Here is a 20,504-nt window from a genome sequence, read left to right on the forward strand (position 1 = left end):
TTGCGGCTCCGGGTATGATTCGTCCAACTTTCACTTTCCTCACAGGAGCAAACATGCTGATTTTACAAGCTGCCGCAAGTGCTGCTGTGACGACTATTGCTTACCTCCAGCAACCCTGGATTGCCTAGCGCTGGCCGGGAACGCCTGTTTTCTCGGCCACCGGGTGCGCACTCACCGCACGATTAACAAAGATTCAGAGACCACAACGAAGACCTTAGCATCGGCTTGAATGATGAGAGGCGGTTGTCCCCTTTCCCCGTGGCCATCACACTTTACTCAGACTCAGGTTTTTGCTTCCTCTATGCGCGGAAAACGGCGCAAACGCGAGTGAAAACCACACGGAGATCACGATGGCATTATCAAGCAAGGATTTATTGAAGTTGGTTCTATCGACAACGGTGTTATCGATAACCGCTCTGTCGAAAATGCTCCAAAGAATTTGGGCCGGATGGAACACACTTAGGGAGAATCTCAGAGCGAATCGTTTAGCAAGGAAAAAAGCTGGGCAAACGCCTCGCCAGTCGCCCGGCCAATCAGACAAACACTGGTCAACCGTAGCGCTGTTGCATGAAACCGTCACCAACCCGAACATTATCCTGAAAGGTACCCATAGCTATTACAGCGATGCCTATGACGATGGCTTCGAGCAGTCTGTCGTACGCTATCTGCTGGGCGATGAAGTCAGCCGTCACTGGAAGCCACGCTGGAAAATCGACAAACTCTTTATTGGCGATTATGTCTGTATCGGTGCCGAAGCCGTTATCCTGATGGGCGGCAATCATACCCACCGTCACGACTGGTTTTCATTGTATCCATTCGCCGACACCATTGAAGAAAGTTATCAGGGCAAGGGCGACACAATTCTGGCAGACGGATGCTGGATTGGGATGAGGGCGATGATCATGCCCGGTGTCACAATTGGTGAAGGCGCAATTGTTGCCGCTAACAGCGTTGTGACCCAGTCAGTCGCCCCCTACACGATCGTTGGAGGTTCACCGGCCCGCTTTCTTCGCCACCGTTTTTCAGCAGCAGTGACAAACAAACTACTGACCTTACGGATCTACGACTGGCCAGAAGAAAAGTTTACCGCCCTGAAGCCGTTGCTGTGTGCTTCAGATATTGAGGCGCTGGAGCATGCCAGTCAGAATTACGACATGGTACAAGCGTGACACAACACCCTCGGATTCAGTACCACCGAACGTAACCAATCGTCAGCCGGGCAACCGGCTGACATACCCAACGGCAGTACCGATTGCTTGTTTCGCGGCTTATCAATGGCCCCGGAACCTAAAACCACCTCTGAACAGGCCCCCCGAACAGACAGCACCTGAACATACAGACAGGTCACAGCTTCGCTTTAAACGCCAGATAATACTGGTACAACTCATCGACATCACTGCTGCACATCACATCCATATGCTTTTTCAGCAGCGCCAGTGGCCAGTCCCACCACTTCATTTCCAGTAATTTCGCAATCTGTTCGTCACTGAAGCGCTTTTTCACGACCTTCCCCGGGTTCCCGACAACGATCGCGTAGGGCGGCACATCTTTGGTGACCACCGCTCGCGCACCAATCACCGCGCCGTCACCAATGTTGACGCCGGGCATGATCACACATTCGGTCCCCAGCCACACATCGTTACCAATCACGGTATCACCGTCTCGTTCAAAGCCCGATTTAACCTTATCGCCAAACTTGCCGACATCAAAAGGAAAGGATGAAATCCAGTCATGGCGGTGCCCCTGGTTGCCCGCCAGCATGAACGTTGCGCCGGAAGCGATTGAACAGAACTTGCCAATAATGAGTTTATCGACCTCACCAAAGATACCGGATTCCCAGACAGCCCGGCTGGAATGATCGCCCAGTAAGTAGCGTACGCAATGATCTTCAAAATGCTTATCGTGGTAATACCCGGAGTAATAGGTATATTCCCCCACGGAAATATTAGGATTTTTTATATGATCCCTGACTTCATAACCACCCAGCCATGAAGGAAAAATGGATGCTGACATAGCCACACCTTATAATGATTGCCTGAACTCACACCCGGCTCTGCCGACTGAAACACAAGTAATGCCATGTGTCTGAATCCGCTATTTTCTGCCTATCGAGGTGAGCTTTACGGCATCGCCTTTTTTACTGCTTTTGCTCAACAGTATAGTGATGATACCCATATCAATAAATGGCAACTTCTGATACAAGTTGAAGAAGTTACCGCCAAACTGCTAAAAAACGGGCTAACACCACTGGGAATGGGTTGCCCGCAGGCAGATCCGGAAATGGAAAATAAAGGCGTCAAGGACGCTGAAAACTGGTTGCATCTGAGCTGGCCAGCCCTGCTCGATACCCTGATCCCGTGGGTGGAACCTTACGCCGTGCGCTATCGCCGACAAGCCGATGACGCCACAGATCACCACGACTTGTACGCGTTGGTACGCGATCACGAAGATGCCATTCTGAACTTTCTGCAGGCAGAGAAAGCCCGTCCGGGAACCGGCCTGCCATACCTGCAACACTTTCTGACAACCTATGCACCGCAGGCAGTCGTATCCTGACCGACCAGTGGTGTCATGATCGAGATGAACGATAGATTACCCCAACAAGGCCCAGCCAGAATTTGCGTCATGAAGCACAAATTTACCTGATGAATGCCAGTTCCCAGCGATTCAGCTAACAGATTCCATGTCCGGTGATTGTCTATTCCAGTGCCCTGGATTATCACTCTGAATGGAGGATGCAGCAGCAGGGACATACGATGAACAGCAAATTCAGAACACGTTGCGTGATTTTTGACTGCGATGGCACGTTAGTGGACAGTGAAATCCTGTGTAATCAGGCACTGGTTAATATTTTCTCACGGCTTGGCGGACACCTGACCCTTCAGGAATGCCTGCAGCATTTTCAGGGTGGAAAGATTGTCGATATTCTAGCGGCAACCCGGTCCCGAACCGGAGTACGAACGCCAATTGATGTTCTCGAGCCAATGTACCGTGAAGAATGCCGTCAGCTGTTTGAACAGCATCTCAAGCCCATTCCCGGTGTCCCCGAATTACTGGCGACGCTCCACAAGCAGGGGATTGATATGTGTATCGCGTCAAATGGCCCGGTGCACAAAATGGAACATACCCTGAGCCTGACTAACCTACTTCCCTACTTTGAAGGCAAGCTGTTCAGCGGCTTTGAAGCCTGCAGCTGGAAACCTGACCCGGATCTGATCCACTTTGCCGCTATGAATATGGGTTACCGGTTACAGGATTGTGTATTTGTCGATGATACTCTCAAGGGTGTGCAGGCCGGTATCAATGCTGACATTCCGACCTTTCATTTCACGGCGTGCGCCAATACGCCGCACATCGACCACCCGCTTGTCACACCACTGACAACCATGCCGGATCTGCTCAGGCATATTGAGCCGGCCTGAAGAGAGCCGTTCTGAAAGCATCTTTGTTCCGCACCGCAGCGTACAAGACAAACAAAAACGCCGGGCTGTGATGCCCGGCGTTATCTGTACTGAAAAGTCTTACTGCTTTTTCACGTCGACAGGATTGCACTCGCAGGAGTGCTTGTCAGAGGAACACACTCAATGTCGCGACAATTACAAACGCGATGGTCCCGAGCAATGTTTCCATCACCGTCCAGGTTTTCAGCGTGGTTTTCTCATCCATTTCCAGCAGGCGACCAACCAACCAGAAACCTGAGTCATTGAAGTGCGACAGCACAGTCGCCCCTGCGGCGATCGCAATCACGATAAAACACAAGTCAAACTCAGTCAGTCCCACGGTTGCTGCCACTGTCGGTGCAATGAGCCCGGCGGTCGTCGTCAAGGCAACCGTTGCCGAGCCCTGAGCCACCCGAAGTGCCGTTGATATCAGGAAGGCCGCCAGAATCACCGGCATACCGGTATCTGCCAGAAGTTGTGACAAAGCATCACCAATTCCGCTGGCACGCAGCACCCCACCGAACATGCCGCCGGCACCGGTCACGAGTATCACCGCACAAATCGGCGCCAGTGATTCGCCGCACATTTTCTCAAGCCTTGCCATGCCGTAGTCTTTGGCAAACACCGCCAGGCAAACCAGCAGAGTGATCAGCAGCGCAATCGGCGTTTTACCCAGCATCTGCAGTACATTGACCCAACCAGCATCGCTGTTAACCGTGCCGGTGACGGCCAGGGTATTAAGGCCAGTGTTCATGAAAATCAGCACCAGTGGCAGCAGGAGGATCCCCATAACAACTTTGAATGACGGTTTATTCTTCTCATCAATTTGCGCCTGTGCCGACAGGAAAGCCTGTGGCAACGGCAGAACAAAGCGCTGTCCGGCCCATTGCCCATACAGGTAGGCCCCAAGGTACCAGGTTGGAATCGCCACCAGCAGACCCACAATCGTCAGCAGGCCGATATTGGCATTCAGCAGCTCACCTGCCGCTACAGGACCCGGATGGGGCGGCAAAAAGGCATGCATGACCGCGAACGCACCGGCCGCCGGCAGGGCGTATTTCAGGGTAGACCCCCCAAATTGTTTCGCGACGCTGAACAGGATTGGCATCATCACAATCAGCCCGGCATCAAAGAAAATCGGAAAACCGAACAACAGTGAGGCTATCCCCAGCGCCAGTGGGGCCCGATGAGCACCAAAACGCCCAATCAGGGTTTCGGCCAACACCTGAGCACCTCCGGTGATTTCCAGGATACGGCCAATCATGGTGCCCAGGCCGACCAGTAACGCGACCGACGCCAGTGTGCCACCAAAGCCAGACAGCATGGTCGGCACAACTTTGTCGACAGCCACCCCGGTGGCCATCGCCGTCAGCAAACTGACCACGGTGAGCGCGATAAAAGCATGAACTTTTAACCGCATGATTAATAACAGTAATAAGGCTATGGCTGCAGCAGCCACTGATAGCAAATATGCCGGATCCGGTGTATTGGCTATAGAGTTCATAGGAGTACCTTTTATTTATTCATGTTACGCCGCTATCCCGCGACTCTGATTATTGTGGGAAACTTCACAAAGTTCATAGTTACCGGTAACATGTTACCGGTAACATGCTAAGTTACAAGCCAAGACGCAAGCCAAACTTCAAAAATGAGATAGAGGTAGAAAAATGGCAGGTAAGAGCATTATCGTGATGGGCGTATGCGGCAGCGGTAAATCCACTGTTGGTGAACGCATTGCCCAAGTCCTCAACGCCAAATTTATTGACGGTGATGATCTGCATCCTCGTGCCAATATCCAAAAAATGGCCAGTGGTACCCCGCTGAACGATGACGATCGCGCCCCGTGGCTGATTCGGATCCGTGACGCGGCTTATAGCCTGGAAAACAAGAATGAAACCGGCGTGATCGTCTGTTCTGCGCTGAAACGCCAGTACCGGGATCAAATCCGTGACGGTAACCAGTCAGTGCGTTTCGTTTTCCTTGATGGCGACAGAGACATGATCATGGCCCGCATGAAAGCGCGTAAAGGCCACTTCATGCGCGAAAGCATGGTCAACAGCCAGTTTGCCACGTTAGAACGTCCCGATGCAGAGCCGGATGTGGTCACAGTCTCCATCGACGGCAGCATTGAAGAAGTGGTTGAGCAGGCTATTCATGCCTTGGAGGCGCTGGCATGAGTTCCCCAACAACACCGCAGCAAAAACCGGCCGTTCACGACGTTGTTCAACAAGTCACTGAGCGGATCGAGGCGCGCAGTCAGGCCACTCGCGCGGTGTGGCTAGCCCGCACGGCACAACAGGCACAGGAAGGTAAAGGTCGCAGCTCACTGTCATGTGGCAACCTGGCGCACACTGTTGCAGCCAGCTGCCAGCAGGAAAAAGCACAGCTGCTGGATATGACCCGTGCCAACATCGGCATCATCAGCGCCTACAACGACATGCTCAGCGCTCATCATCCTTATCAGGATTACCCTCGGCAAATCAAAGCCGCGGTCGGACGGGATGGTCATACCGCCCAAGTCGCCGGTTGCGTGCCCGCCATGTGTGACGGCATTACCCAGGGCCAGCCAGGTATGGATATGTCACTGTTTTCGAGGGATCTGATTGCACAGGCCACCGCCCTGTCACTCAGCCACAATGCATTTGATGCCACCCTGCTACTGGGCATTTGCGATAAAATTGCCCCGGGGCAGTTAATGGGCGCGCTGGCTTATGGCCACCTGCCTACCGCCTTCGTCCCAGCCGGGCCCATGAGCAGCGGAATCACCAACGAAGAAAAAGTCAGTGTCCGCCAGCAATATGCTGCCGGAGAAGTCGGTAAAGACGCCCTGCTGGAAATGGAGTGTAACGCTTATCACTCAGCCGGAACCTGCACCTTTTACGGTACAGCCAACACCAATCAACTGGTGTTTGAAGCTATGGGGCTGATGCTGCCGGGTTCCGCATTTATTCATCCGAGCGATCCGCTGCGACAGGCACTGACCGAAGAAGCCGCGCGCCGGATTGCCGCCATGACACCGAGTTCCGGTGCTTACCGTCCACTCAGCCAAGTGGTTGATGCCAAAAGCCTGGTCAATGGGCTGGTGGCCCTGCTGGCCTCTGGCGGCAGCACCAATCACAGCATTCATATGGTTGCGGTGGCGCGCGCGGCGGGATTGGTGCTGACCTGGGACGACCTCAGCGATCTGTCAGATGTGGTACCGTTACTGGTACGTATGTACCCTAACGGCCCAGAAGATGTGAACGCCTTCCAGCAGGCAGGTGGCGTACCCGGCCTGATGGCAAGGCTGGCCGAATCCGGGTTGATCCACCTAGATGCGACTCCGGTGTTCGGTACCATGCAAGATTACCTAACTGTACCACAGCTGATTGACGACCAACTGAAATGGAAACCTGTCGGTGCCAGCTCACGCCCGTCCGTGCTTGCCGCCCGTGGCGAACAATTCCAGGTCACTGGTGGCCTCAAGGTATTGCGCGGTAATCTGGGCCGTTCAGTCATCAAAATTTCTGCTGTGGCGGACAACCAGCGGCTTATTGAAGCACCGGCCAAAGTCTTTACCAGCCAGCATGACGTGGAGCGAGCCTATCACAGGGGTGAGCTCAATCAGGATGCGATTGTAGTGGTCACCCACAGCGGGCCGGCCGCCAACGGGATGCCCGAACTGCACAAGCTGATGCCGATTCTCGGCAACCTGCAAAAATCCGGCTTTAAGGTTGCGCTGGTCACCGATGGCCGCCTGTCCGGCGCATCAGGAAAAATTCCCGCCGCCATCCATGTCACCCCGGAAGCGGTTCGTGGTGGCGCCATCGGTCGCCTGCGTGATGGCGATCCCCTGCGTCTGGATGCGGACAGCGGCACGCTGGAATGCCTGGTTGACCTAAGCGGGCGAGAGCCTGCCAATGTTGATACGGAAACCGAACAACAAACCTGGGGACGTGATCTGTTTGCCCTGATGCGCAGCAATGTCTCAAGTGCCGAAACCGGTGCGACGATCTTTTACTAAGGAACTCATTACATGAACAACTGGAATATCAGCCCTCAAGCCGTTTTCTCCGCCTCACCGGTTGTACCGGTCATGGTGATCGACAATCTCGAGGATGCACTGCCAATGGCCAAGGCCCTGCAGGATGGTGGCATTACAGTGTTTGAAATTACCCTGCGTACACCTGTCGCACTGGAGGCCATTGCCCGGATCGCAACAGCAATGCCAGATGCCATGGTCGGCGCTGGCACCGTGCTGACCTGTGCCCAGTACGATGCCGCTGTAGCCGCCGGTGCGAAATTTGTGATTTCTCCGGGAATGACACCTGCGCTTCTGGCCCATGCCAAACTGGGCACAGCTCCGCTGATCCCAGGGGTCAGCACACCATCAGAAGTCATGCAGGCCCTGGACGCTGGCTACGACCACCTGAAATTTTTCCCGGCAGAAGCCAACGGCGGTGCCAAAGCACTGGCCGCCATTGCCGCGCCGCTGCCTCAGGCACGATTCTGTCCGACCGGCGGTATCAGCCCGGGCAATGCTGCTGACTACCTGGCGGTGACATGTGTTGCCACCGTTGGCGGATCCTGGATGCTGCCTAAAGACGCGATTAAGCATGGTCAATGGGATGAAGTCACCCGCCTGTCACAGGAAGCCATGGCGTTGACGACCAAATAAGCCTCAGGCGCTTTCACTTTCAAGCAATTGATGCTAATCGACCACTTGCGCGAACCAATCAGCCAGTAGCTCATGACTCGTATCTAATTGCCAATCGCAAAAACAAAATAAGCCGCCCTGCTGCCTATCACAGCAGGGCGGCTTATCATTGAAAAAACGATCTTTTTACTGGCAGAGAGCCATCGAAAACCGACTGCTTGTCAGCCGATACTTTCCCCAATTAACACTGTAAATCCGACATCGTTAAAACGGGCAGCATCCTCGTCCCCCCCCAGTCTGGCCAGCAACATTTCGGCCGCTCTAATCCCCATCACCTCACGCGGCGTTTCGACACTGGCCAGGGCCGGTGAAACCGACTGCCCAATATCCAACGCGTTATATCCCGCAATAGCGATCTGGGCCGGAACGGCAATCCCTCGCTGCTGACACCGCAGCAAAGCCCCAACCGCGACATCGTCATTGGTGCAAAACAGGCCATCGGCATCCGGGTACTGTACCAGAGCCTCATCCAATAACTCGCGTCCTTGGGTAAAACTGGAATGCTTTTCCGTCAGTACATAGCGAGGTTCCAGGCCATGAGCCTCCATTGCCTGAGCATAGCCTTCCATCCGTAGGCGGGTACGCACGTCCAGACGAGCTCCGACATACAGTATCCGGCTTTTGCCGCGCGCCAGCATGGCTTCAACCATCGCGTTGGCCGCTGCGCGGTGATCCAGCCCCACCACCATATCGATCGGCTCTTGCGGGATATCCATGGTTTCAACCACCGGGATACCGGCCGCCTTGATCATTTTCAGTGTTTGCGGGGAATGGCGCCCTTCGGTCAGAATCAAGCCATCAACATGGTATGACAGCAGCGAAGCTACTTTCTTTTCTTCTTCTTCCGGCGAGTAGCCGTAGTGGGCAATCAGAGTCTGGTAGCCGGCTGGACGGGTAACCGATTCAATTCCCTGCGCCAGTGCAGCAAACACCTGGTTGGATAACGAGGGAATCAGGATGCCGATCGCCTTGCTGGTGGAATTAGACAGAATATCCGGGGCCCGGCTTGGCACGTAGCCCATCTCATCGACAGCCAACGCTATTTTCTCCCGGGTAGCCGCCGCCACGGTACTCGGGTCACGCAGGTAGCGACTGACGGTCATTTTGGTTACCCCCACCCGCTCAGCAATATCTTTCAGGGTCGGACGGCGTTTTCGTTGCTCTGTCATCTTTAGTTCCAGCCAGAATGTTACGTGTAACATAGCGCTTTGTTATTGGAATGTCAGCTTTTTTCCTCGGCCAACCGATTGCGTTCTCCTGAACGCACCGACTTACCGCTTCTTTGACGAACATCTGTCCAAGATAAAGCACTCCCGGCACACGCAACTGACAGCCATCCTCACCTACATCAGCGTCTGACTCGACCTCTCTCCCATAAGAGAATGAAAAAAGCGTCCAAATGCAGGCAGTGAGACTCCATTTCCCGCAACGATGATCAAGGATAAGATCCGCGATTAGCACAATGAACCGGGCAGCCTACCCCACTCACCAACAATCCGATCACCGCCTATACCGCCCCCTGATCTTGGCATCCTGGCATGGCTTCCAAATCAAAGCTCCTTGAACCATCGCACTTGAACAAGGCGTCTTGATCATAATTTTGATCACTGCACCTTGATCATTGTTCCAGGATCCTCATGCCTTAATCACTCTTCCAGGGGCCTTGCTTCCAGATCCTGAATCATCATTACCCTCCTAAAAACCATCCGAGAGTCACTTGTTGTAAGGTAACTCGCCACAGCGACACCTTAACCTTAAACCTTAATGCAACAGGCTCACTCGCAACCTTGCCCCTAGCGCGTTCATCCAACGACAGGTGGCTGCACTATAGATGTGTCACGGAACTGCCACACAGCAGTCACAGTCACCCCGAATAATCAGTTCCCGGAAACCATGGCCGCCAAATGAGCCGCAGTCACAAGTGAGCAGTAATGAAACACACATTTCCAGTTAACCGCGTGTCATGCGCCCCCAGTCATTCCCACTCCGTTTCCCGATACCTTCAGACAGGATCCCTTCAGACGGGACGCCCGATGGGATTTGCTGAGTTCAACCGGCTTGCCGACAAAATGTGGCAAGAGCTGCGCGCGACAGGGATTCCGGTTAGCCAGAAAAACACCCCTTAACCCTCTGTCAGAGTCGTGACACCAGCGTTAGGGGGATGCATCAGAGGGTGAGGTTTCCTGCGCCAACTGTTTCTGAAGCTGTCGAGTGACGTACTGCGGACTTTGCGTACCGCGAGCCAGCAGGCTATACATCACCGGGATCACCACCAGCGTAAACAGGGTTGCCAGGCTGATTCCACACAGGACGACGATGCCAATCACCATCCGGGTTTCCGCACCAGCACCGGTTGCCAGAATCAGCGGAATGGCACCGGCTACTGTGGTGATCGCCGTCATCAGGATGGGTCGCAGCCGCTCGGCAGACGCATCCAAAATCGCTTCTTCAAAAGCCACGCCCTGATCCCGCAGCTGATTGGCAAACTCCACAATCAAAATTCCGTTTTTGGCCGCCAGCCCGATGAGCATGATGATCCCAATTTGGGAATAGATGTTAAGGCTCTGCCCGGTGAAATAGAGGCCGAGTAATGCCCCGAACGTCGCCAGTGGCACGGTCAGCATAATCACAAACGGATGAACGTAACTTTCGAACTGAGCAGCCAGAACTAAAAACACCACGATCAGCGCCAGGGCAAACACAAACACCGAAGAGGTGCTGGAATCCTGATAGTCTTTCGATGCGCCCTTGTAATTCACCACGGCGTCAGGCGGCAAATACTGGCGCACCAGCCCATTTAAGTAATCCAGCGCCTCTCCCAGCGGATAACCGTCCGCCAGATTGGCTTCCAGGGTAATCGAGCGAACCCGGTTAAAGCGGTTGAGCTGCTGAGCATCGGCCATTTCCCGGACACGGATCAAACTGGACAGCGGAATGAGCTCATCGGTACGCTGAGACCGGACATACAAATTGGCCAGATCCTCCGCAGTATTCTGACGCTCACGCTGCCCTTCGATAACGACGTCATACTCTTCCCCCTGCCAGGTATAGGTCGTGACCTGACGAGATCCGAGCATCGATTCCAGGGTCTGACCGATTTCACTGAGTGAGACGCCAAGATCACCGGCCCGATCCTGATCTATCTCCACCCCGAGCTGTGGCTGGGTTTCTTTATAGTCATGATCCAAGCCGGTTAGCCCCGGGTTTGCCGCGGCGGCATCCAGTATAAGATCCCGCCACGCCGCCAGCTCTTCGTAACTACCGCCCCCCAGTACAAACTGCACCGGTTTTCCCACCCCGCGCCCAAAAGGCTGGCGCATCACCGGGAAAGCGGTGATACCGGCAAGATCCCCCAGCCGCTGACGGATATCGGCAATGATGGCACCAGCATCACGACGTTTACCCCAGTCTTCCAGTACCACAATGGCAAAACCGTTGGAAAAATCTGAAATGCGTCCCCATCCCCTTGGCGCACGGATCAGCAAGCGTTTGATCTCTCCGCTTTCCACCAACGGCATCAGCCGGTGCTCAACTTCATTCATGTAAGGCTGCATATAGGCGTAGCTGGCACCGGGAGGACCGTTCACAATGATAAACATGGCCCCGCGATCTTCCCGTGGGGCAAACTCAGACGGAATACGGCTGGTGAGCCAACCACTGGCAAGCATGATCAGCACCAAGCCAGCCACAATGAGTGCGGGCCGATGCAGCCAGACCGCCAGCGAAGTCCGGTAAGCTCCGGTCAGGGATGCCAGCGCCTGGCCAGTGACCCTGACCAGCCAGGGTTCGTCCGCAATCGGGGTCATCAGCTTTGAAGCCATCATCGGGCTCAGTGTCAGGGCCACCAGCGATGACAAAATCACAGCCGCACTGATAGCTATCGAGAACTCGCGGAACAGCTTGCCCAAATCTCCTTCCAGAAAGCCAATTGGAAGAAACACGGCGACCAGCACGACGGTGGTGGCAATAATGGCGAAGCTGACCTGCTTCGCGCCCAGAAACGCCGCTTTGAGGGGCGGTTCACCGGTAGCAATACGACGGTGGATATTCTCTAGCATGACGATCGCGTCATCGACCACAATACCGATTGCCAGAATCAACGCCAGGAGTGTCAGAAGGTTGAGGGTATACCCCAGCGCATACAGCACGATAAACGCGCCAATCAACGCGACCGGCAGCGTCACCGCAGGGATCAGCATGGCACGCAGGCTGCCAAGGAACAGGAAAATCACCGCAATCACCAGAATCAGGGCGATCACCAGGGTTTTGTACACTTCATCGATGGAGGCCTGAATAAACACGGAGGAGTCATAGGAGCGCTTAATTTCCATGCCGTCCGGCAGGGTCGGGTTGAGCTTGTCGACCAGCGCGTTGGCGGCATTGGCGACCTCCAGGGTATTCGCCGTCGATTGACGGGTAATGCCCAACCCAATCATCTCCTGGGTATTGCCGCGAAAAGTGATGCGCTCTTCTTCTGCGGCCAGCTCAACCCGGGCAACATCCCCAAGTCGGATCAGGTAGCCGTTTTCCCCCTCACCGATAACCAGACGGGCAAAATCTGACGGTTCAACAAAGGCCCGCCGGGTTCGTACGGTAAACTGGCGGTTTTCCGATTCGAGCGCACCGGCAGGTAACTCGACATTGTCGTCACGCAGCGCATCTTCGACATCAGACACAGTCAGGCTGCGCGCTGCCAACTTCTGGCGATCCAACCAAATTCTCAGTGCATACGCTTTACCGCCCCCGACCCGGATATTGGCGACCCCGTCAATCACCGAGAAACGATCAACCAGATACCGCTGAGCATAATCCGTCAGCTCCAGCGTGTTCATCCGGTCTGAGACCACATTTAGCCACATGATCACTTCCGAACTGGCGGCAGCCTTCTCCACTTCCGGCGGGTCTGCTTCCGGTGGCAGATCACTGAGGATCCCAGACACCCGGTCCCGGACATCATTGGCTGCCGCATCAATGTCCCGCCCGATTGAAAACTCCAGCGACACTGTCGACTGGCCATCCATGCTCTGGGAATCTATCGCCCGGATACCGGCAATACCCGACACCCGGTCTTCAACCAGCTGGGTAATTTTGGTTTCGACTATAGCGGCAGAGGCTCCCCGATAGCTGGTGGAGATGGTCACGACCGGTGGGTCGATATCCGGGTATTCACGCAGTGGCAGACGTTCAAACGCCACCAGGCCAAACACGATCAGCAACAGGCTTATCACCGACCCCAGTACCGGTCGGCGAACAGCCATATCCGACAACCACATCAGCCTGCCTCCCGATAGGTAAACTGCTCCTGCTGACGGATCTCAACCGTCTGGCCAGGACGCACCCGCTGGCTACCACGGGTGATTACCTGCTCCCCTTCCCGAGCGCCACTGACAATCTCAACCTCACCCCGCCGCCGGAACCCGACTTCCACCAGCCGTTGCGACACGGTGCCATCCGGCTCGACCACAAACAGATAGTGAGCCTGCTGACGAGGCACCAGCGCTTCTTCGGGTACCACCAGCCCTTGGTGTTCAGCCAGAATCAGCTGGAGGGTCATCAGCATCCCGGGACGCAGCCGCAGCCCGGGGTTGGCAATCTCAGCCCGGACAGTAACAGAGCGGGTCTGCGGGTTAATCCGGCTGTCGATGCTGGTCACGAGACCGGAAAACAGCTGCTCACTGAAAGCCGCCGCCTGCCCTTCAATACGGGTGCCGAGCGACAGCTTGCCGAGAAACACTTCAGGGATCGAAAAATCCAACTTAACCGTGGCAATATCGTCGAGGGTTGTCAGGACAGTCCCGGGGGTCACCAGCGCTCCTGGACTAATCTGGCGGAAACCCAGAACCCCGCTGAACGGTGCCCGGATAAAACGGGCATCCAGCTCCGCTTCGTTCTGAGCCAACACGGCCTTCGCAACCTCGATATCGGTATACAGCTTGTCCAGCTCCGAACTGGCGATGGTGTTGCGCCGAACCAGCCCTTCTATCCGCCGGTATTCACGCTGCTGCTCCTGCAGGTTGGCACGGGCGGCTCTGACCTTGGCGCTCTGCTCGCCGGAGAATAGGGTCACCAGCAACTGACCGGCTTTAGCTTGCTGGCCATCCTGAAAGTGTACTTGTTCAACCTTCTCGGTCACTTTGGCGGTCAGCACAACCGACTCTCGGGATTTCACCGTACCCAGAGCTTCCACTTGCTGGCGCACCGGTTTTCGCACCACTTCGCTGACCACCACTGTCGGCGTGATAGCGCTTCGCGAATTTGTCTGCGCGCCGGCATAATATTCCTTGTACCAGACCCCGGCTACCACCGCGCCAAGTAACACAACGCCAATCATGAGCCCTGTCAGTCGCACTCTCGCCCCCAAAAAGTTGGATTGACCTTGTTCCAGGTCACAATGAGAAATCTTGCTCCGTCTTCAATTGATTATAGATAGGGATAGGATCTGACGTACGCAGGTTCAGGGCGTCCCAGAAACGATAACAGTGCATGTGTCGAATCGAAGACATCGGAATAACGGGAAGAAGCAGGAAAGCAGGAAGTGAACCTGACGGCAGGCAAAAAAAAGCGAGCCGGTCGATGGCTCGCAAAATAACTCATATATTGCATTTCGAGAGGGTGACAAGGTAAGTTCCCGACCTCCATGACGGTCAACTACCCATCTCATCGAAAGGGACAAAGGTTATATCCACTTCCTATTGTGCCGGGAAATCTAACCTTGATGTCAAGAAAATGTCAGGAACAGTGACAATAATTCTTACACTGTGTTCTTAGTTCCATTTTTTCGTGTTCTAATCTTCAAATACAACCCCTATTGTGACTAAAAATCACACTGAATGAGTGATATTTTATCGATGCAAATCAATAAAATGTGCCACCCAGCGTAAAGTAGACCGCATTCTCGCCCCCTTCAGCCTGACCGTATGCCAGGTAGACCGGGCCCAGTGGGGTATCCAGTCCCATAAACAGACTGGCCGCGCCAATGCTGCTCTCCCAGCTGATTAAGTCCGCCTGATCCCACACGTTGCCCCGCTCTAACGAAGCCCCGATGTACACAGGTATAGACAAGGCACCGAAATTGTTATCCAGTAGCCGGTAACTGTACACCAGCCCTGCGAACGCCCGGTAGCGGCCATTGAGTTCATAGCGATGATACCCGGACAAATTAAACAGCCCGCCCAGATCCTGGGCATATACCGGCAGCAACTCATCCGATTCACTGCCAGCGTAGCGAACAATAGAAACCAGGCTATGCCGGTCATAACTGAACGGGGCAATCAGCGTTGCATCATAGTGCAGGCTGTCACTGTCAATTCTCGGATCATCATTTAGCTGGCTGCTGATATCCCCCAGCCCGAACGTCATCTCAAAACGCGTGCCCTCACGCGGGAAAAAGGAATTGTCCAGATCATCATATTTGAATTGCAGGTACGGACCATTCGAATGATAGGTCTGCTCGTTCAGGTCGCTGACTTCAGACGCCCGTCCCTTACTGTACCGATAACCCAACGCCAACGCGCTCCAAGGACGCAGGTTCCAGCCAAATTCGGCAAACCCATGGTAATTCTCATACTCGGTTTCCAGTACCGCGCCCCCCAGACGATCGATCAAATCGCCCTGCTCTTCCGACAGCCGAAACTCGCGGACCTCATGCTGCCAGCCTGCCCCAACCGAAAAATAGGTCTTCTTGCGATAATCAAGCGGGAAATACAAGCTGGAGTTAATCAGTTTCCAGCTCCCGAGCAGCCAGTCAAACTGCCATTCTCCGCCTTTTTCGGTCAGGTCAGTGTAGAGGTATTGGGTACCAAAAGAAAAATCAGAGCGGTTCGCAAAATCATCCTCAAAGGACAGCTTGAGGTTAAGGTACCCCGGTCCCCAGCTTTTCTCGCGCACATCCATGATCAACACGTTCTGATCATCCTGACGATCAATCTGGTAGGTGATCCGTTCAAAGATATCCTGACTGTTCAGCCGCTTAACGGCATCATCCAGCTCGTGCGATGCGATAACGCGCCCGGCCTTCAGCTCCATCAGGGCACGTAAGGCCTCATCAGAGCGGCGGGTATGATTGTTAATAGCAATCTTATCGATGTAATAAGCCGAGCTGGCCACGAGCTGACTGCGCCGATCCAGCTTGCGCCGAAGGTAATTGCGGTATTCCGGCTCAGACAGCTGGTAGCGCAGCAATTTAGGGAGCGATTTCAGTGCCACGGATCGGCCGGCCTGGTACGCCTGCTCCATTTTGTCGAAGTCCGGTGCCAGCATAAAGCTCACATCCGGCTGGAGATAGACGTCCTCATCATCCAGGCGTTGCATCTGCAAGTCAGAATTGGAGTTAGTCATGTAGGTGGTCAGCTGACCGATGATATTGAGGGCGCTGTTCAACTGCTGTTCGCCAAACAAGGCATCGCGCAGATCCACAGCGATGATCACCTCAGCGCCCAACGCCTGCGCGGCATCTACGGGCATATTGTTAACGATCCCGCCATCGACCAACACTTGATCATCGATCCGTACCGGCTGCAATGCGCCCGGCACGGTCATGGATGCTTGCATCGCCGTTGCCAGGTGGCCCTTACTCAGAATCACAGGCTTGACATGGACAATATCGGTTGCCACAGCCCGGTATGGGATTGCCAGCTGATTGAAGCTGGGCAACCGCGGGAGGTTGTCTGTCAACTGACCCAGCAGAGTAGCCATGCCCTGCCCCTGAAACGCCCCCGGGCGGGCCCGGTATTCACCGTCAATATCCAGGCCGATGTCGGCATAAATCGGATAATTGTCATTCTGCTGTTTACGACGCAGCACCAGATCATTGCGTCCGACCCGGTCATTGTAACCACTCAGCCAGTCAGCCTGCATGGTGCGACGGTGGACTTCTTCCGCCGACAGCCCCATGGCATACATACCACCGACATATGCCCCCATGCTGGTCCCAGTGATCACATCTACCGGGATCCGGTACTCCTCCAGCACAGACAGCACGCCAATGTGGGCAGCACCTTTGGCACCGCCGCCGCTGAGGACAACCCCCACTTTCGGTCGTGCTGACGCCGTCTCACTTGCCACGGCCTCACTTCCAGTCCCCAGCCAACAGACCAGAGACACCACTACCAGTGAGGTACGTCGCTGTAACGCTCTCTGCCAGCTCATCATAATTCCTTTAGATTCAACTACAAATCTTGCAATAGAACGCATCCTAGCACGGTTTATTGCGTATTCTGTCAGGGAAATAAAAACCGGCAGAATGCCGGTTTCAGATAACGCCGAGAGCGGTAACGACCTCAGATCCCACGTGCCATATCATCAAGCGCGGTCATGACCTGTTCGTTGTAATGTCCCTCAAACACCAACTTACACACCTTACGGCGCACAGCCAGGCCCGAGATCAGACGCTCAATGGACAGATGACGCTCATCCTGCTGATTGTTGTAGAGCTCGATGGTCTTACTTAAGGTTTCATAAGGCATCGCATCCCCACCAACACGAATCCAGTCCAACTTTTCCAGCAGGGCATGACACTCTTCGCTGATAGCCGCGATCGAATGACCGGTCATCGCCGACAATGCGGTAATACTGCGCTGTAGTGCCTCCGGCGACGTATATTTCGACAGAGTGATTGTCAGCTCATCGGCATTGATTTCGACCAAATGCTTACGCAACTTCACCCGGCGTCCTAAACGGCCCTTACTGCGGCCCTCTTTACGCTGGATCGGCTCAAATTCACCGTCAATAATCTCGGAAAGCTGATCAAGCTCCTGCTTGGGCAGGATCTCATTGCGCAACGGGTTCGGCATCGTCGGCGCCATGGAACGCTTACCCTCGTTGGTCGTTTTGGCGCGAGAATAACGAATCACCTCATCAGCATCACACCGAATATCGATCTGGTAATCGCTATAGCGCTTGTCACGCTCATGCGGGGTGATCGTCAGATGATAGCCCCACAAGTTGACCGCAAACATATCGTCAGTGATCTTGCCCTCAGCCAGCTTGCGCAATTCACGGATCAAGTCAGACGAGAAACGACGCCATTCAATATTTCGAGCCAGTTTCTGGTTCAGCTCGCTCAGCAACATGGAATCATTAACCCGGCGTGACATCCGGCTCCGGAAAAAGGTATAGAGCTGGAACACCAGCGTATGCTGACGCAGAATTTCTGGTGGAAACAGGAAGAAATAATCCCGGGTGAGCAGCTCATCAAAGAACGATGGCTCCCAGACCAGAATGTAGAGATTAGGCTTGATACGGATCTCGCCGTCATCCCCTTCTTTCGGCGCTTCCTCGGATGCGGTGATGGTGCGTGCCAGAAAGCGGAAACGATCACTTTTAAAGCCTTCCGGCATGTTTTCACTCAGCCAACGACCGGTCAACTCGTGTAACTGGAAATCGGTGAACTCAATGCGATCAATACTCTCTCGGATAGAATCACGCGCCGGACCGCTGTCCTTCTTACCTCGCAGAGCCAGAATATCGGTAATGTATACCGGCGTTTTATTGGCCATTGTCCGCGCCTGCAGCTCGTAGTCAGCGATATGATGATCGTGATACTGCACAGTCAGGGTAAACAGGGCAAACAGCGTCATGAGATCGTCGACCGTCATAATCGATTTGGACGATCGTGTTTCGATGATCGCTTTCGTGCCGCTGATCGCAACCATCGACTTCTGATAACTTTTCTTGGTGCGTGGCGGGGCCAAAGCTTGGTCAATGATCCCTGCCCAGCTGGTGGGAGAAACCACGATTTGATCCGCTTCATCCGGCATAGTCGGTGGTGTGCCAAGACCGTGTTCGCTCAACAAAGCACGATTGATATGGTTTTGAGCCAGTGCCTTGGAGCGTTTCTGTTTTTCCTTGGCTTTACTCTGCTCTGAATTCAGGCTGCCTGAACCCAGTTGGGAGATCAGCAGGGCCGGGTTGATAAAATGATGCAGCATCGTTTTACCGGCTAAACCCTCTTCAAAACGAACAGGTTGTTGTTTAAACAACCCGATATTGACGGCGGCACGCAAGCGCTGCTGGATAGCGGCACGGGTTAGCTGACCTTCTGTCGCCTCAACCAGCTCGGTTGTTGAAACCATGCCATCTTGACTGGACAGGCCACGCAGGGAAATTAAATTCAGCAGCTCAATGATGCTTTTTGTCACCCCTTTAAAGTGCTGATACTGCGGTAACCAGTCAACCAAGTTGCCAGGTATCGCAAAAAGATGACCGTCTTTATGAGATCGAGGGGCGGAGATCAGGATTTTTTCAGTGTGATTATTTTCCGGTACAGGTACTGAATTCATTTGTCATTAGCCGTAGATGCATCATTTTTCCGGAAAAGATTAACGAAAAAAGATCAAGAAAGAAAGTGCTTTTTATGAAAAGTTTCTACAACTGATCTTTATGATTTATCTGATCTTATTGTTTAAGTGATCTTATGATCTGGGCGGCGGATTGCTTGTAAGTGTCTAATATTAAAAGACATAAAAAAAGTGCTAGACGGAACCATGATCAATGGCATCAGGGAAGCATGATCATTAAGGTCTCGTATCAATGATCAATGTGGCGTCGGAACCATGATCATTATCACATCGTAACGATGATCATCAGTTGCCAGCAAGCATGATCATCGTTGTAGAACAGGTTACGCACAGGGTTATCCACAAGCGGTGCTCTCTAACGATAAGATTTCAGCGTGGGAAAGAAGCCAATCCCGCTTTAGGTGCTTCATTTTACCCAGAAAAATGATCAAGTAGAGAGCAGATGAATGTAAAAACACGGATATTTTCTTTTTTGAGGTCGTAAAGCGCTGCTTTTTCAACCAAAGTTGAAATGACAGTGGCCGTAGTTATCTGGCAAATTGTCATGTGTCCGGTAAGGAAACATGATCAAGTGATAAGAACTGCATTTCAATTTCCTCGTGGTACCCTGCTTTGTACTGGTGTGCGACTATTTTTAGCAGGCTTTATGTCTCTGAAAGCCTTGTCAGTTCTACATTTACCGTAGTTTAGTCTCCTTTTTACATGCTTCCGGGGGATCTTTAAGCGTTGCCTTTAATGAGGATCTCACCTTGATCATTTTTCCCTATTGAGCAATGACGTCCGGAATCCGGTTGCGGTGTAAATTTGGCCAGATGATTCCTTGATCATTGTTTCAGATCTTAGGCCACAGCTTAGGAAAGATGATCAAGTATCCGCATGATCAAAGCAAGTTAGTGTCGTCTGAATCCTGCTATTGGGGCTATTTAGCATGGATTTCAGGATGATCGTTAGATTGAGCGAATAACAAACGCCGGGTGATCATCCTGAAATCTGTGAGTAGCGGAAGACTCCCGGCGGGGAACTGACTGTTAACAGCCTGAAAGTACTGCCGGTTATCTGCATTGTGTATCC

13 protein-coding genes are annotated in these 20,504 nt (G+C 53.6%); 6 read left to right on the forward strand and 7 right to left on the reverse strand.

All coding sequences use genetic code 11. From position 1 onward, the window contains the following. Window positions 1-560: 560 nt before the first annotated feature. Entirely contained in the window at window positions 561-1,169 is a 609-nt protein-coding gene (locus tag FH974_RS24880) for a CatB-related O-acetyltransferase (RefSeq protein WP_047885157.1), read from the forward strand. Between the two features lie 175 nt (window positions 1,170-1,344). Here FH974_RS24880 and FH974_RS24885 read toward each other — a convergent pair whose 3' ends face one another. Then, entirely contained in the window at window positions 1,345-2,013 is a 669-nt protein-coding gene (locus FH974_RS24885) for a CatB-related O-acetyltransferase (RefSeq protein ID WP_047884996.1), read from the reverse strand. A 66-nt stretch (window positions 2,014-2,079) separates the two neighbouring features. Between FH974_RS24885 and FH974_RS24890 the strand changes: the two genes are divergently transcribed. Together FH974_RS24890 and yieH are read left to right on the forward strand one after the other, a co-directional pair. Continuing rightward, window positions 2,080-2,556: a hypothetical protein gene (locus FH974_RS24890; RefSeq protein ID WP_047884995.1), complete on the forward strand. Its 477-nt coding sequence runs from the start codon at window positions 2,080-2,082 to the stop codon at window positions 2,554-2,556. Window positions 2,557-2,756: 200 nt separating this feature from the next. Further along, on the forward strand, window positions 2,757-3,422 hold the full coding sequence (gene yieH, locus FH974_RS24895; RefSeq protein ID WP_047885156.1) for a 6-phosphogluconate phosphatase: 666 nt from the start codon (window positions 2,757-2,759) through the stop codon (window positions 3,420-3,422). Between the two features lie 145 nt (window positions 3,423-3,567). Here yieH and FH974_RS24900 read toward each other — a convergent pair whose 3' ends face one another. Then, window positions 3,568-4,944 (reverse strand): GntP family permease, encoded by a 1,377-nt coding sequence (locus FH974_RS24900; protein ID WP_047884994.1) that lies wholly within the window; start codon window positions 4,942-4,944, stop codon window positions 3,568-3,570. Window positions 4,945-5,107: 163 nt separating this feature from the next. Here FH974_RS24900 and FH974_RS24905 point away from each other — a divergent pair, with 163 nt between their 5' ends. The 3 genes from FH974_RS24905 to FH974_RS24915 are packed head-to-tail and all read left to right on the forward strand — an operon-like array spanning window position 5,108 to window position 8,097. Continuing rightward, window positions 5,108-5,617, forward strand: a complete 510-nt coding sequence (locus tag FH974_RS24905; RefSeq protein WP_047884993.1) for a gluconokinase — start codon at window positions 5,108-5,110, stop codon at window positions 5,615-5,617. After that, a complete protein-coding gene (gene edd, locus FH974_RS24910; protein WP_047884992.1) occupies window positions 5,614-7,443 on the forward strand; it encodes a phosphogluconate dehydratase in 1,830 nt (609 codons plus the stop codon). Before FH974_RS24905 ends, edd begins: the two co-directional genes overlap by 4 nt. A 12-nt stretch (window positions 7,444-7,455) precedes the next feature. After that, window positions 7,456-8,097, forward strand: a complete 642-nt coding sequence (locus tag FH974_RS24915; RefSeq protein ID WP_047884991.1) for a bifunctional 4-hydroxy-2-oxoglutarate aldolase/2-dehydro-3-deoxy-phosphogluconate aldolase — start codon at window positions 7,456-7,458, stop codon at window positions 8,095-8,097. A 200-nt stretch (window positions 8,098-8,297) separates the two neighbouring features. Here FH974_RS24915 and FH974_RS24920 read toward each other — a convergent pair whose 3' ends face one another. From FH974_RS24920 to FH974_RS24940, 5 genes are all read right to left on the reverse strand, one after another. Beyond that, on the reverse strand, window positions 8,298-9,305 hold the full coding sequence (locus FH974_RS24920; protein WP_047884990.1) for a substrate-binding domain-containing protein: 1,008 nt from the start codon (window positions 9,303-9,305) through the stop codon (window positions 8,298-8,300). A gap of 984 nt (window positions 9,306-10,289) precedes the next feature. Then, the gene (locus FH974_RS24925; protein ID WP_047884989.1) at window positions 10,290-13,409 is read right to left on the reverse strand and encodes an efflux RND transporter permease subunit; all 3,120 of its coding nucleotides are present in this window, start codon (window positions 13,407-13,409) and stop codon (window positions 10,290-10,292) included. Beyond that, complete coding sequence (locus FH974_RS24930) at window positions 13,409-14,485, reverse strand: efflux RND transporter periplasmic adaptor subunit (RefSeq protein ID WP_242551934.1); 1,077 nt, start codon at window positions 14,483-14,485, stop codon at window positions 13,409-13,411. The genes FH974_RS24925 and FH974_RS24930 overlap by 1 nt, the downstream gene beginning before the upstream one ends. A 506-nt stretch (window positions 14,486-14,991) precedes the next feature. Continuing rightward, window positions 14,992-17,283: a patatin-like phospholipase family protein gene (locus FH974_RS24935; RefSeq protein ID WP_053061802.1), complete on the reverse strand. Its 2,292-nt coding sequence runs from the start codon at window positions 17,281-17,283 to the stop codon at window positions 14,992-14,994. Between the two features lie 131 nt (window positions 17,284-17,414). After that, the gene (locus tag FH974_RS24940; RefSeq protein ID WP_047884987.1) at window positions 17,415-19,415 is read right to left on the reverse strand and encodes a replication initiator protein RctB domain-containing protein; all 2,001 of its coding nucleotides are present in this window, start codon (window positions 19,413-19,415) and stop codon (window positions 17,415-17,417) included. Between the last annotated feature and the right edge of the window lie 1,089 nt (window positions 19,416-20,504).

It is taken from the genome of Photobacterium ganghwense, assembly GCF_017329545.1.
Classification (GTDB): Bacteria; Pseudomonadota; Gammaproteobacteria; order Enterobacterales; family Vibrionaceae; genus Photobacterium; species Photobacterium ganghwense.